Here is a 14,649-nt window from a genome sequence, read left to right as displayed (position 1 = left end):
TTTGTATTTGTGAGAGTGCTCACGATAACCAGGTGGAGGAGTAAGCAAAATTGAAAACGTTCTCATTATTTTCCGAGCGAATCTATCTCAGGCGTATCTTGCTTAGCGTTACGCTGCTATCGGTCCTTTTCGTCGTAGTATCCTCCGGTGCCGTTTATTATAACTCCCAGAAGACGATGCTGTCCGTTCAAAATGAAGCGAATTTAAAGGTTTTGAATCAAATCCAATATAACGTCGACTATATGAAGCTGGTTATGAAGCAAATCGCCAGTAACGCTTTTTTCGATTCCGAGACCGTCTATTTGGCCAATACGAACAGCATCAATTGGCTCGAACTGTCCGAGAAGTTGAGGAAACTAAATCAAATCTTGACTTCATCTCCGGTCTTGGAGTCGCTGACCGTCTACAATCCGAACCTTGACTGTTATTTTTCCACGAACTATACGAACAACTGTAAAAACGACGGATCGGGGGGAGTTATCTCCGCTTATTTGGCGGGGCATGCTTTCCTACCTCCGAAATCGAAGATGATCCCGATAAAGTCCGGAGATGAATCGAACGGCAGAATTGAACGCTTCTTGTATTTCTTGTATGAGACGCTGCCCGGTCACAATAAGCCGAGCATTCTAATCCTGAGCATCAAGCCGGAATGGCTGACGGATAACTTGAACAATATACACCAGGTCGATTCGAATTACACGAGCAATTTGATCGTTTTCGATGAAAAGGGGATTATCGAACAGAGCTCTAAAAGACTATCGGCGGACAGCTCCAAGCTGTTGAAAAATATTGAACGATTCGGCAAGGATAAGGAGCTTAAAAACGACTATTTTATTGAGAACATCGGAGATAAGAAGTCGATCGTCACCTTCGTCAATTCCCAATCCAACGATTGGTATATTGCTAGCGTACAGGACTACGATACAGTTTACCGAGGCACAACGAAGCTGAAATTTATATTTTTCGCTTTTTTGCTGTTTTTTATAGGTTTGTCGATCTTCGTGTCCGTCTGGGTTGCACGCCGATTGTACAAGCCCGTCGAATCCATGCTGAAGGACTTGTCCGGCAATGATCCGGCGCAGATCCAATCCAAAGACGAATTCGCAATCATTCGTCACCGTTATTCGGCGACTTTGCATAGTTTGAAGCAGCTGCGCAGCGCACAGGAAAGCCAGGAACACAACATGAAAGCCTTCTATCTGCGTAAATGGCTTTTGGACAGTGTCGGCATGAAGCACGAGGAGCTAGCCTGCCTGTTCAAGTCTTCCTCTCTTGAATCGGATGAACGTTATGCAGTTGCCGTGCTCAAAATTGACGATCTCCGAATATTTAAGTCGAACGCGGAGCAAAGCCTGCTGCTGTTCGCCGCCTGCAATATTGCCCAAGAAATCGCGGGAGACTTTTTCGCGACCGCCGTTGCCGAGATGCGCGGCGAACAGATCGTCATTGTCGTCCGCGTGAACGGGGACGATTGGTACGAGAACCTGCAGCAAAGGTTGCGCGAAATACAAGGCGTGATGATGCGGTATTATCGTCTCTCCTTGACGGCTGGTTTAGATCGAGAAGCCGTCATGCCGGACAAAGTGACGGCTTCCTATACGTTGGCGCAGGATTATGCGAATTATCGCTTCGTATACGGCAAAGGTACATTGATTACGCACGGGATGATTGCCGACCGCCTGGAAACTGTGCACCTCGAGCCTTTGACCGAACTGGAGAAGAAGCTGGCGGACAGCCTGAAAGTGAATGACACGAATGGTATTGAACACTATTTGACGGAAATCGAATGCGAAATTTTGAGAATGCCTTACCATCATATCGTCCATGCCATCCTCCATGTCGTATCCGTCGTCGTGAACACGATCCATGAGATCAACACAAACAGCGTCACGCAAATCTCACTTGATGCGAAACGGTTCTATGACGTTGTGCTTGAGCAAGAAACGCTTATGGAAACGATTCGCGTGCTCAGCAGCCTATTGAATGAGACGAGCGCAATGCGGCAGCAGGACAAGCAGTCCCAGACGAATGCCCTCTTGGCGGATACGATCATCGAAATCGTCTTCAACCAGCTCGCAGACCAGAACCTGAGCATCACTTACGTCGCGGATATCCTTCGCCTCTCGGTCGCACAGACAAACAAGATATTTAAGGAGAAAACCGGACTAGCCTTCCATGAATACGTACACGAAATGAGATTGGAGAAAGCTAAAAAGCTCCTTGAAATCGACGACCGTTCCGTTAACGAAATCATGCTGACAGTCGGCTTCGGGAATCAAAGCTACTTCTTCCGGTTATTTAAGAGGAAATATGGGGTAACGCCAAGGGAATACCGCATAAAGACGTTGCTCGGAGACAGACCAAATCAAGATCAGGACTCCTCGAGATGATGAGGGGTCTTCTTTTTTGGGGTAAAATCGCGAGAAACGAGCTGAAATTGGAGAGATTACAGTGTTTTCGATATTGTACAGTACCCGATTACAGTACTTTGCAGATCGTACAATCGTCAAAAACCAGAGGCGATGGTAAGTTGAATTCACGAAGGGAACAAAGCTTAGGACGGAAGGTGAACACATGGATGCAACGGTTACAACAGAAGAAAAAACATACGCAAGCACGGATCAAACTAAAAAAGATCAGCGAAAATGGAAGACCTTCAAGAAAAATTTGCCTTTGCTGAGCATGTCGCTGCCCGGCGTTTTGTTTAAACTCATCTTTTCTTATTTACCTCTGCTCGGTCTAATTGTCGCCTTTAAACAATTTCGAATTGACAAAGGGATATGGGGCAGCGATTGGTCAGGCTTCAAAAACTTTGAGTTTTTCTTCCGTTCAGATAATGCTTGGAGAATTACTCGCAATACCATCCTGTATAACGGAGCCTTCATTATTCTGACGATGGTCATTGCCATTCTTCTCGCCGTTCTATTGAACGAGCTGACGGGCCGCTGGGTGAAGGTGCATCAAACGATTCTCTTTCTTCCTTATTTTATATCCTGGGTCGTCATCGGCTATATTGTCCTAGGGTTACTCGACCATAAGAACGGATTTGTGAATCACGCGCTTATCTCCATAGGTAAAGAGCCGATCAAGTGGTATATGGAAGCCCAATATTGGCCTTTCATCTTGATCGCCGCGCAATTATGGAAAACGGTCGGGTTCTCTACCTTGGTGTATTACGCAGGGATTATCGGAATCGATCCTTCCTATTACGAAGCCGCCAGGATCGACGGTGCTTCCCGCCGACAGATGCTGACTCGCATTACGCTGCCCTTGCTTACTCCGCTTATTGTGATTTTGGTCATTGTCGGTATCGGGAATATTTTCAGGGCGGATTTCGGATTGTTCTATTTCGTGCCGAATGACTCCAGCTTTCTCTATCCGGTTACGGACGTTATCGACACTTACGTGTATAAGTCTTTAAGAGTTATGGGAGATATCGGTACATCGACCGCAATCGGCTTGTATCAATCGGTGGTTGGATTTGTCCTCGTTATTACAGCCAACTCCATCATACGCAAAATTAATCGCGACAATTCGCTTTGGTAGGAGGAAGTGGGATGAAGCAGCAAAATTCCCGCAAGAAAATCGGACTATTCGATACCATCGTTCACGGAGCATTTATCCTCATTTCATTAAGTATTGTGATCCCATTGTTACTTTTAGTATCCATATCGATCAGCAACGAGAAGTCGCTGCTTACGGATGGATATCGATTTATTCCCAAACAATTCAGCTTCCAGGCGTACAAACTCATCTTTCACGCTCCGAAGCAGCTAGTTAACGCTTACGGGGTAACGATTACCGTCACGGTTGTCGGGGCGGTAATCGCGTTACTGATGACGAGCCTGCTTGCCTATACGATGTCCCGACGAGATTATGCCTATCGTGGCTTCACCACGAGATACGTCGTAGTCACCATGTTGTTCAGCGGTGGACTCGTCCCCTTCTATATTCTGATGACGCAATATCTGCATCTGAAGGATATGATTTGGGCGCTCATTGTTCCTTATTTAGTCAGCCCGTTCTACACGCTCGTCATGAAAGGATTTCTGGATCAGATTCCAATGGAAATTATCGAATCCGCCAAAATCGACGGTTCCGGCGAATGGCGAACCTTCTTCGGAATCGTATTGCCTTTGGCGAAACCCGCACTGGCTACGGTAGGTTTGTTTATCTGTTTCGTGTACTGGAATGACTGGTGGCTGGGTCTCTTGTTCATCGATAATCCCAATTTAGTGCCGCTGCAGCTTCTGCTGTATCGGGTTCTAAATACAATCGAGTTTCTTACCAATGGCATGATGCAATCGAGCGTCAATATCGACTTGACGGAATTCCCGAGTCTTTCAACAAGGATGGCGCTGACGATTCTAGTCGCAGGACCAATGTTGATCGTCTTCCCCTTCTTCCAGAAATATTTCGTTAAAGGGCTCACGATTGGCTCTGTGAAAGGGTAACGGATAGACCGAACCGGTGGCAGCTCCGCGGTTCGATTATCATAAGCATTACCTACAAATATTGGGAGGTCATGTACAGATGAAAAAGCAAGTTGCAAAGCTTAGTGTGGTACTAATGACATCGGCTATCTTCTTGGCAGCATGTGGAAGTAACAACGGCAACGAGAACGCCAACTCGGGAACCACTAACGCTGCGGCGAACTCGTCAACCTCAACCACAGACACGAACGCAGATGCAAGCACGAACGCGAACACAACAGCAGCCGATCCGGCTCAAGATGAGCTGAAGCCGGTAGATTTGACTTGGTATTATCCGCTTCCGGCTATTCCTGCAGACCTGAAGACGATTGAAGAAGCCGTTAACAAAATCACACAAGAGAAGATCAACGCAACGATTCATATGAAGCCTCAAGCGTTCGGCGACTACGCCGCCAAAATGAACGTCGTCGTATCGTCCGGAGAAGAGTCCGATATTATCTGGACATCCAACTGGCTCTTCCCTTACGGGGACAACGTAGCGAAAGGCGCATTCATTCCGCTTGATGATCTGATTGCTAAATATCCCGACCTTCAACAGAGCATGCCTGGATTCGTATGGGACGCAACGAAAGTTGGAGGTAAAGTCTATGGTGTTCCGAACTACCAGACGGTCACGAACCGCGACGGCTTCAAGGTCGTGAAGTCCATTGCCGATAAATATAAGTTCGATCCAAACACGATCAAGAATTTTGAAGATATGGAACCGTTCCTGGAAACCGTTAAGAAAGGCGAGCCTGGTAAAATACCGTTTGCCATCGATCTGCGCGGTTTTGCATCCGGCTACCTGCATAACGCCGGTAATTATGAATTCTGGGGTGCACTCGGCGCGATCAAGCTGGATGGCACGAACAAAGTCGTCAATTTATATGATACGCCGGAATATAAAGCCTATCTGGACCTCGCACACAGATGGTATACGAAAGGCATCATCAGTGAAGACGCGGCTACGGTTAAGAACTCGGCCGACGTAGTCAAAACCGGCAATGCCGTATCGCAATTTCACAACGTACTGAGCGCGGATGTATATGCTGCCGAGAAAGCACCGGGAAGACTGGGCGATGTCGTCTTGGCTTATACGTCGAATACCTACGCATCGACGGGAACAATCATTACGACGATGCAAGCGATCAGCAAGACATCGAAAAATCCGGAACGCGCCATGATGTTCATCAACCTGATTAACACGGACAAAGATCTCTACAACCTTCTGGTCAATGGCATTAAAGACAAGAACTACACACTTGGCGCGGACAATGTCGCAACGCCAATCGCAGATTCCGGTTACAGTGCTCCTGGCTGGGTGCTGGGTAACACGTTCAACGCCTATCTGACGCCGGGTAAAACGACGGCAATTCTCGATCAAGTTAAGAAAGACAATGAAACGGCAACACCGTCGCCGCTAATGGGCTTTAACTTCGATCCGCAAGCTGTTTCTGCGGAAACCGCAGCCGTTACTGCAGTCGTCGGAGAATACGGTCCCGGCCTGAACACGGGCACGATTGATCCGAGCACGAAATTGGCGGAATTCCAAGCCAAGCTGAAAGAAGCAGGCGCTGATAAAATCGTTGCCGAAGTTCAAAAACAACTCGATGCTTGGTTAGCATCGAAATAACACGGTCTTTGCAAAACGGGGTCCGAGCAGGCATACTGCTCGGTCCTTCTGCATAAATGACGGCTAAAGGCCGAAGTCTTGGTCGACGGCAATTCAAACAAGGGAGCTGAGTCTATGCTAAGCACGTTAACGTTTCGCCAATTGAAGCTTGCATTGGAGCAATCTAGGGAGGAGAACAACTCGCTGTTCGAAGAAGCGGCTTCTCCTGATCGCTGGCTGCAAATTCGCGATGACAAGCATTACGCGACCTTCTGGGAAGGGCTGGAGGAGCAGGCTGCACAGCTGTTGGAAAACCCGGCTGCGTCGCCCCCGTTTTCCGATTTCATCTTATTCGGCGATACCGGAGACAGAAGCAAGTATCAAGATCAGCGGAGCAGAGTGTTCGCGGGACTTCATGTATTCGGGTTGCTTGCCATGACGGATGATCGGCCGGAATGGACCAAAGGGCTTGAGAACGCGATATGGTCCATCTGCAATGAATATACGTGGGTGCTGCCGGCGCATGTCGGGCTGTACGTCAATGAATATCCGCACGGTATCTGGGATCAACCGGCACCTCCGCGCGAAACCGTCGATCTGGATTCGGCGACGGCCGGGCTCGCACTGGCAGAAGTCATTCACCGTTTGGGCGACCGTTTGCATCCTTGGGTCGTCGTCCGCGCGAAGGCGGAAATCGAGCGCCGTATTTTTCAGGTTTATTTCAATGACCCGGTTCCGCAAAACTGGGAGCTGAAGACGAATAATTGGCCAGCCGTCTGCGCTTCCAGCATCGGTGCCGCGGCGATTTACATGATCGAGGACAGCGAAAAACTGGCCGGCATGCTGTGGCGGGTCATCGGCGTTTTGCGCCAATACCTCTCCGGATTCGATGAGCAGGGAGCGACACCGGAAGGTCCGGTTTATTGGCAGTTCGGCTTCTCTCATCTTGTCTATTTCGCTGAACTGCTCAGAGAACGTACCGCCGGACGAATTACACTGCTGGATGAACCGAAAATCGAGCGCGTTTCACAATTCCCGCAGTTTTGCCTATTCTCGAACGGCAAGGTTCTGAATTTCTCCGATGCCTTCGAAGACGTTCGCTTCCATACCGGACTGATTCATCGCTTGCGGCGGTATTTTCCATCCCTTAGTCTGCCTCCTGAGCAATATCGGATGAGCGATATTCAGGCGTTATGGACCGGTGCAGCGAGGCATATGCTTTGGTCCTTGGATCAGACCAACGGGGAAGACAGGATAGAACCCGATCTTCAAGATCGGGTTCAGGAGCGTATTTTCACCGGGAACCAATGGGTGATTTCGAAGGTTCGGCAGCCGGAAGGGCACTTTGCTGCGTTCGCCGCGAAGGGCGGCTATAACGAAGAACCGCACAACCATAACGACCTGGGACACTTTATCCTTCATGTCGATGGAACGACCGTACTGGCCGATATCGGGATCGGTGTATATACGAGGCAGTATTTTGAACCCGAACTTCGCTATCAAACCGTTCAAGCAGGCTCGCATGGACATTCCGTGCCAATCGTCGATGGTCGCACGCAAAGCTTCGGCAGAAAATACAAAGCGCAGTTGCTGAATAGCGAGGCGACGGAAGACGAAGTGTTGTTCGCGCTCGATCTTACGGAAGCGTACGAATGTCCTTCCTTGAAGCGTCTAACGCGCGAATTCGAGTGGCGCCGCCCGGCGAATCAAAGCCCTCAGCTCATCCTTACGGATAAAGCCGAGTTCCATGAAACGCCCGCGTCCTATCAAGAGATATTCATCTGCGGCGTGGAGCCGGAGCAGGCCGAATCCCGGATTACAATCGGCAGGGTGGAATTGGCTTACGATCCGAACGATTGGGATATGGAAGTGGAGGAGCAACTATCCGTTTCGCATTACGGAGACGTGAAGCGGTTTTATCGGTTGCTGCTGAACCGGAGAACATTAAGCGCAAGCTTCGAATGCAATTTCCGGTTCGAGATCAAATCCTAATGAGTAGGAAGTGTGAAGATTGTGGAGTATACGACATTTGGAAAAAGCAGCATTCGGGTCTCAAAGCTCGGTCTTGGAGGCGCTCCACTTGGAGGTGATTTTGGTCCAGTCACAGATAAGCAGGTGATCGAGCTGATCGACCGGGCACTGGAGCTCGGGATCAACTTTATAGATACTGCGCCGCTATATGGCAGGGGAGAGAGTGAACGGCGAATTGGCAAGGCGATGCAGGGGAGAAGGGAAAATGTTGTCCTCGCCACGAAAGCCGTCACGCGCGGAGTGCCGTATTCGTACGACAATGTGATTCGATCGGTTGAAGACAGTCTGAGACGGATCGGAACGGATTACGTCGATTTGATTCAGATGCATGAACTCGATCCTTCGAACATGGAAATCGGAATGACCGAAACGATTCCCGCTTTTCTCAAGTTGAAAGAGCAAGGCAAGGTTCGTGCGATCGGCGTCAACGCTCATAATCCTTCCTTACTGCTGCCTTTTATTCAGTCGGGTGCTATCGATTCCGTCCAAACATTTTCCCGTTACATGCTCATCGATTATACGGCCATGGATGAGCTACTGCCGGCTGCCCGCAAGCACGGGGTATCCGTTATCAACGGGAGCGTACTCGGTATGGGGCTTCTTGCAGATGCTCCCGCTCCATTTATGTTACACAGAGCGCAGCTCTTAGAAGCAGCTGAGCACAGGATTAGGGAGATTGCTTTTCTTCGGAAGACGGAGCACAAAGGGTTGATTGAGCCTGCCATGCGGTTTAGCCTGGCGAGTCCGGATATAGCGGTAACATTGACTGGGACCACCTCGCTTCGCTCGCTTGCCCTTAATGCAGGGTATTGCGATGGCGTTAATCTGCCTCCGGGGGATTTGGAGCGGCTGCTGGGATTGTTCCCGGGTCAACCACTAGCTTGGTAAAGGAGACAAACAAGAATGATAAATCAGTGGGCAGATGATGTATGGAATCAGATTGTTGACAAAGTCAGCCGTACAAGTAAGTCGATCGGAGCCGGATTTCCATATATCTCCTACAACGGCAAGTATAATCACGAGGAAGCGGACTGGTGGACGAACGGCTTCTGGCCGGGCCTGCTGTGGATGGTTTACCGCGAGACGAAGGATGAGTCATTGAAAGACATCGCCACCGAGATTGAAGCGAAATTGGATGCCGTTCTGCTGGACTTTTACCCGCTGCATCATGACGTGGGCTTTATGTGGAGTCTCTCGTCGGTTGCACAGTTCAAGCTTCTTGGCAGCGAGCTTTCCAAGAGGCGTGCCATGACTGCCGCAAGTCACCTGCTTGGACGGTATAACGCGAAAGGACAGTTTATCCGCGCATGGAACCAACCGGAGCGAGTTGGCTGGGCGATTATCGACTGTATGATGAACCTTCCGCTGCTGTATTGGGCAAGCGAAGAGTCGAACGATCCGCGTTTCCGGCATGCTGCCGCCCTACACGCGGATACAACACTGCGCGAGTTTCTTCGTCCTGACGGGTCGACGCATCATATCGTGTGTTTCGATAAGGAGACGGGAGAGCGGATTGAGGCGTTGGGCGGTCAAGGTCATTCGCCGGATTCGGCATGGTCGCGCGGTACAGCCTGGTCCTTATATGGGATGGCGCTGAGTGCTCGTTATACGGGTGATGAACGCTATATCGACGCGGCCAAACGCGCTGCGCATTTCTTTCTTGCGAATATGCCGGAAGACGGGTTGCCGCCATGGGATTTCCGGGCGCCTTGGGAAGCAGACATGGCGATGGATTCCAGCGCTGCGGCGTGTGCGGCCAGCGGTATGCTGGAGCTGAGCTTTCTTGTGCCGGAGACGGAGGCGAAACTGTACCGGAGCGCTGCCGAAAGGTTGATTCGCAAGTTGAATGACGGGTACACGGCATGGAACGACCCGAACGAAGAAGCGATTCTGAAGATGGGGACGGCCAATCGTCCGAAGAATACGCATGTGAACGTACCGATGATTTATGGAGACTATTTCTTCGCTGAAGCGGTCTGCAAGCTGCGAGGCGTACAAGGTACCTTCTGGTAAGAGGAGCGAGAACGATGACAGTCATGAAGGATTCGACAGCAATGACATGCGGCATTTATGCTCGCGATGCATGGACAGTGCCTGGTTGGGCATTGAAGGAACAACAATTGTTCCGTACTTTGAACGAGGCTGCAGTGGAATACGTGAAGCGTTATACAAGAGAGGATGGAACCTTGATTTGGCGCAGTGATTGGCCCGGGATGGACGGCTCCGACGATCCGTACGAAGCCTTTATGAATTTATCTCTTCTTTATGTGCTTGGCGGCAATGAAGAGATATTACGTTTGTCCCGCCTATTATTCGATGCGATCACATGGCAATGGACGGAATACGGTCAGATTCACGACGAATTTGATGCGTACTATGATTGGATGCATCATGGAGAAGGCTATCTGTATTTCTATTTCCTCGGGCTATCCGACCCGCATCTGCTGAAGAATCGCCAGCGTGCCGTAAAGTTCGCCGAGCTCTATATGGGCCGAAATTCGCGGACGCCGAATTACGATGCAGAGCGGAAGTTGATGCGCTCGCCGATCACCGGCAGCAAAGGGCCTCGCTTTGAAATGACGGAAGAGGACTGGGTTACGCATCGCGGCGTACTGGATGATTATTTGGCTCCATTCGAGGACATTCCGGGCGTCGACTTCGCGAGCGGGAAGTGCCGCTGGTCGGACGATGCGATATATCGCGAGATTATCAAACGAATGAATGAGCGCAAAGCCAAGGGCGACGTTCCGCTCAACTTGAATGCAACCGGTCTTATGACGAATGCTTATATGTACACAGGAGATTCGGATTATCGGGAATGGGTGCTCGATTACTTGGCGGCTTGGGAAGAGAGAGCACGCCGCAATGGTGGTTTGATTCCCGACAATGTCGGTCTGAGCGACATCATCGGGGAATATAACGATGGAAAATGGTGGGGCGGCTACTATGGCTACAGATGGCCGCACGGATTCATGTCCATCATTGAACCATTAACGAATGCGGGAATGAACGCCGTACTTCTAACTGGTGACATGAGCAAGCTGGACCTGGCTCGTTCGCAGCTTGATCGGAACTGGGAGCTCGGTAAAGAAGAGAATGGCAAATGGCTTGTGCCGCATAAGCATTTCGATGCAGGTTGGACGGATTACCGGATTCAAGTACCGACTTATCCGATCTACTTGTGGACGATTTCCATGGCGGAGGAAGATGCTGCGCGCGTCGACCGGGTTCCTTATGAGGACTATTTCCGCAACATCGATATGCCAACGATATCCGGGCGAAATCCGGTGACCCGCAAAGAAACCAAACATTATATCGCCAATACTGTACCTTGGTATTTATATATGCGCGGGCAGTTTGAGGACTATCCAGACCGCATCCTGGATCAGAATGTGGAGCTAATCGACACTCAATTAAAGAAGCTTCGATCGCCGAGCGGCGATCCGACGAGTTGGGATTGGGACCATCCATACAGCATTCATGAGTGGCAGGAGTTTTCTCCGGTTTACTTTGAAGGCCTGCTCCAAATGACGCTTGGTGCACCAATGCATATTTCCCATGGCGGGCTGCAGCATGCAAGAGTACGGTATTACGACGCGCAGCGGCAGCGCTGCGGACTTCCGGAAGATGTCGGCGCCTTGGTGGAAGCGCTGGGTGATGACTTTGTAACGCTGACGCTTGTTAATTTGTCAGCGTTCGAGGAGCGTGAGCTGATTGTTCAAGCAGGCAGTTTCGGCGAGCATCAGTTTACGAATACGGAAAGGTATAGCCAAAGCGGCGAGACGCTGGGCGAACAGCCATTCGATGGGAAGTGGCTGCCGGTGCGTTTGGCCCCGGGTGCCGGAATCAAGCTGAGGCTGTCCATGAAGAGATACGTTAATCAGCCAACTTACAAGACACCATGGAGCGATGAATGGGAATCTCTCTCTGCGGGTTTGATTCGTAGGCGAGTCCAGGACAAATAAAGGTTAAGGAGGGATCAACAGACGATGAATCAACGTCCGCAAGCAGGAAAACTGGCCAATTGGCTGCTGTCATGGGTTCAGCCCAGCGGTGCGATACATGGCTTTCATAATCATTCCGTATGGGGTTCTAATCCGTATCGTTGGGGAGATTTCACAAGCGGTCACAGTACGTGGAGCAGTCCGCTGTTGGCTGCTCTATCGATGCTGATCAAGGAGAAGCGTGACAGCGCCTTGGAAAATCAGCTGTTTCAGATGATTCGCTTCCAGACGTCTAGCTTCCAGGAAGATGGGCAGTATGCGCATATCGGCTTTCAAATTGGAGATACCGCTAAATTTGGATTAATCCATAACGGAATAACGAACGTTTCACTTGGTCTTACGCTGAAGTACGGGGAGAGCTATTTGAGCGAAGTGATAGTAGCTGAGATCCGCTCGGCCATGGAGCGCAATTTCGAAGCGATAGACAGCATCTATCCATTCGGAATCATGTATAAGCAGGGTAGAGCTATCAGTAATCAGGAATATGCTCGAATTTGGGGGAAGCTGCTGCATCTACAAGCATTCGGCGGAGATGAAGATAGGTGTGAAGCCCTTCGTAAGCAGCTGGACTACATGATTGGACAGTTTCACTTCCGCGGATTGCCGGATATGGAAAGCGAGGCATCCTACCGTTATGATAAAGACAAAACCAGCACGGAACCCGGCGAATATTACGGTTTATTAATCGGTCCGCTTGTATTGGCATACGAGTTGTTTGGGGACGAGCGATACTTAACGCATGCAGGTAATCTGTGCCGCCATGTTGCCAGAAGCGTTTGGTGTGACAACAAGGGACTACTGAGGATGCACCGGGTCTGGTACCATTCCGGCAGTCAGTGGATGAAGCTGAACGAGCCCATGCTGATTGCCGGAATGGGGATGACCTTATATGCTGTGGATCAATATATCCGCCATGTGCCGGATCCCGAGCTTAGTGAATACTTGGCAGGAAGCGACCGTACGTACGCCGCATACCAGAATCCTAGAGGCTTCTTCGCTTCCGCCACAGGGTGGAACAATGAAGCGGATGTTGCGCCATCGACGGCCTGGCATACGCATGATCTGTTATATCTTGTAGCGCGTAATGGAGCAGATGATCAATTCTGGAGCGAGTTCTCCAATAAAGATGCAGGCAGCCTTACATCCGTGCTGCTCGGTAATGGCTGTATGTGGATGGAGCGGGATCAGCAGTGGACCATTACCGATTATTTTGGGCGGGATGTCTATCAGCTTCTTGGGCGGAAGGATGAAGCTCGTTTCGGACGCGATATGAGCTGGGTTGGCGGGGAACGATCGCTGCGGGAGCATTTCGCATTTAGTCCGCGTCCCGCGTTCATGATTACAAATAAGGGCATATATTTGATGCCAGGCGGGTTTGAGGAAGATAATCTGCAGTTGTCCAGCGCAGCGGACATTCCCTATTTAGGGTTATGGAAGTAACGATGACTGGCGGTGGCGTATAAATGGTATTCCCCCGTCAATTCGGGGGTATTTTTAATAGCTTCGAATCTATATCATATGACGATTTATATATTATACAAGATCTCTCTTCATCCCTATAATTAGATCAATCTGAGAGTTGAACTAAGAGGGGATGAAACATGAGCAACACATTATCCCGAAATAGAGTATTTCATGTTCTAAAGCATGCTCGTATTTTATTCGTTGATGTTAACGAAATTAGTTATAAGAATGCTAGAACCATCCTAATGGAGATGGAAATGACGATTGATCTGGCGAAAAGTGGAGCTGAGGCCATGGAAATGGCTCTTCAGAAGCGCTATGATGCCATTCTGTTGAATACGGAAATGCCCGCCTTGGACGTGCAGTTGGCCGCACATCAACTACGAGAACTTGATAGTGGAAGACGAGTTCCTATTATCGCGATGACAACGAATCCAATAAGAGGAAAAGATAAACAGAAGGAGAATATGGAGATGGATGCTTATCTATCGAAACCGATCGAGCCCATTAGGCTATTATGTGTGCTGCGACGGGTGATCTTAAGCTCAAGTTATCATCAATCGTATCATTCGGACGGGATTTTTGATCTATAATTGCTCGAGCGATATGATTTGAATACTACTCATAAGGGCAGATGGTCAGGTTGCTTATTAACTGCTGTATCCATTTACAAACTGGGGATTTGTGCAAAGTGATTTCCGCCACTAACCACATTTACAACGGGGAGATCGCAGTATTTAAAGACGTGGAGTATTACTTTCAGTTGCCTTGCTATGTGTTTGAAAACGCTAAGTCGGACAAAATTATCGTTTCAAGTGAAGATGGTTTTGAAGTGTTGCCCTATAAAGGTAGTTTGCTGTTCTTGATTGACTTGGCATTGGATTTAAAAGATGAGAAATGGGTCGAGGAATTAGTTTATAAATTACACTACGAGTCACGGCTTTAGAGGCACTGTCCCATAGGGACGGTGCTTTTTTCAATGATGGACACCGATCGGTATAACGGACGAAAATACATACCTTCTAGGCTATATCATATAACGATTAAAGTATTATACAGGACTGAG

Annotated in this window: 11 protein-coding genes; all 11 read left to right on the top strand. The window is 49.4% G+C overall.

Annotated features, from left to right (window positions below; translation table 11 throughout):
- The first annotated feature begins 50 nt into the window (after positions 1-50).
- On the top strand, positions 51-2,390 hold the full coding sequence (locus I8J30_RS24425) for a helix-turn-helix domain-containing protein (protein ID WP_210662609.1): 2,340 nt from the start codon (positions 51-53) through the stop codon (positions 2,388-2,390).
- A gap of 184 nt (positions 2,391-2,574) precedes the next feature.
- Positions 2,575-3,546, top strand: a complete 972-nt coding sequence (locus tag I8J30_RS24420) for an ABC transporter permease (protein ID WP_210662607.1) — start codon at positions 2,575-2,577, stop codon at positions 3,544-3,546.
- A gap of 11 nt (positions 3,547-3,557) precedes the next feature.
- Positions 3,558-4,454, top strand: coding sequence for a carbohydrate ABC transporter permease (locus I8J30_RS24415; RefSeq protein ID WP_210662605.1), 897 nt, complete (start codon positions 3,558-3,560; stop codon positions 4,452-4,454).
- A 79-nt stretch (positions 4,455-4,533) separates the two neighbouring features.
- Positions 4,534-6,105 carry an ABC transporter substrate-binding protein gene (locus I8J30_RS24410; protein WP_210662604.1) on the top strand — a complete coding sequence of 524 codons (1,572 nt, stop codon included), beginning with the start codon at positions 4,534-4,536 and terminating at the stop codon, positions 6,103-6,105.
- Positions 6,106-6,219: 114 nt separating this feature from the next.
- Entirely contained in the window at positions 6,220-8,076 is a 1,857-nt protein-coding gene (locus tag I8J30_RS24405) for a heparinase II/III family protein (RefSeq protein WP_210662602.1), read from the top strand.
- A 21-nt stretch (positions 8,077-8,097) separates the two neighbouring features.
- Positions 8,098-9,003, top strand: a complete 906-nt coding sequence (locus I8J30_RS24400) for an aldo/keto reductase (RefSeq protein WP_210662600.1) — start codon at positions 8,098-8,100, stop codon at positions 9,001-9,003.
- A 15-nt stretch (positions 9,004-9,018) separates the two neighbouring features.
- Entirely contained in the window at positions 9,019-10,128 is a 1,110-nt protein-coding gene (locus I8J30_RS24395; RefSeq protein ID WP_210662598.1) for a glycoside hydrolase family 88 protein, read from the top strand.
- Positions 10,129-10,142: 14 nt separating this feature from the next.
- Positions 10,143-12,080 carry a DUF8034 domain-containing protein gene (locus I8J30_RS24390; RefSeq protein ID WP_210662596.1) on the top strand — a complete coding sequence of 646 codons (1,938 nt, stop codon included), beginning with the start codon at positions 10,143-10,145 and terminating at the stop codon, positions 12,078-12,080.
- A 24-nt stretch (positions 12,081-12,104) separates the two neighbouring features.
- Complete coding sequence (locus I8J30_RS24385; RefSeq protein WP_210662594.1) at positions 12,105-13,559, top strand: glycoside hydrolase family protein; 1,455 nt, start codon at positions 12,105-12,107, stop codon at positions 13,557-13,559.
- A 161-nt stretch (positions 13,560-13,720) separates the two neighbouring features.
- Positions 13,721-14,176: a response regulator gene (locus I8J30_RS24380; protein ID WP_210662593.1), complete on the top strand. Its 456-nt coding sequence runs from the start codon at positions 13,721-13,723 to the stop codon at positions 14,174-14,176.
- Between the two features lie 98 nt (positions 14,177-14,274).
- Positions 14,275-14,529, top strand: coding sequence for a hypothetical protein (locus I8J30_RS24375; RefSeq protein WP_210662591.1), 255 nt, complete (start codon positions 14,275-14,277; stop codon positions 14,527-14,529).
- Positions 14,530-14,649 lie beyond the last annotated feature (120 nt).

Origin of the sequence: Paenibacillus lignilyticus (assembly GCF_017942085.1) — a bacterium.
Lineage (GTDB): Bacteria > Bacillota > Bacilli > Paenibacillales > Paenibacillaceae > Paenibacillus_Z > Paenibacillus_Z lignilyticus.
Note: the sequence above shows the minus strand (reverse complement) of the source record. Positions and strands in the feature narration are given on the sequence as shown.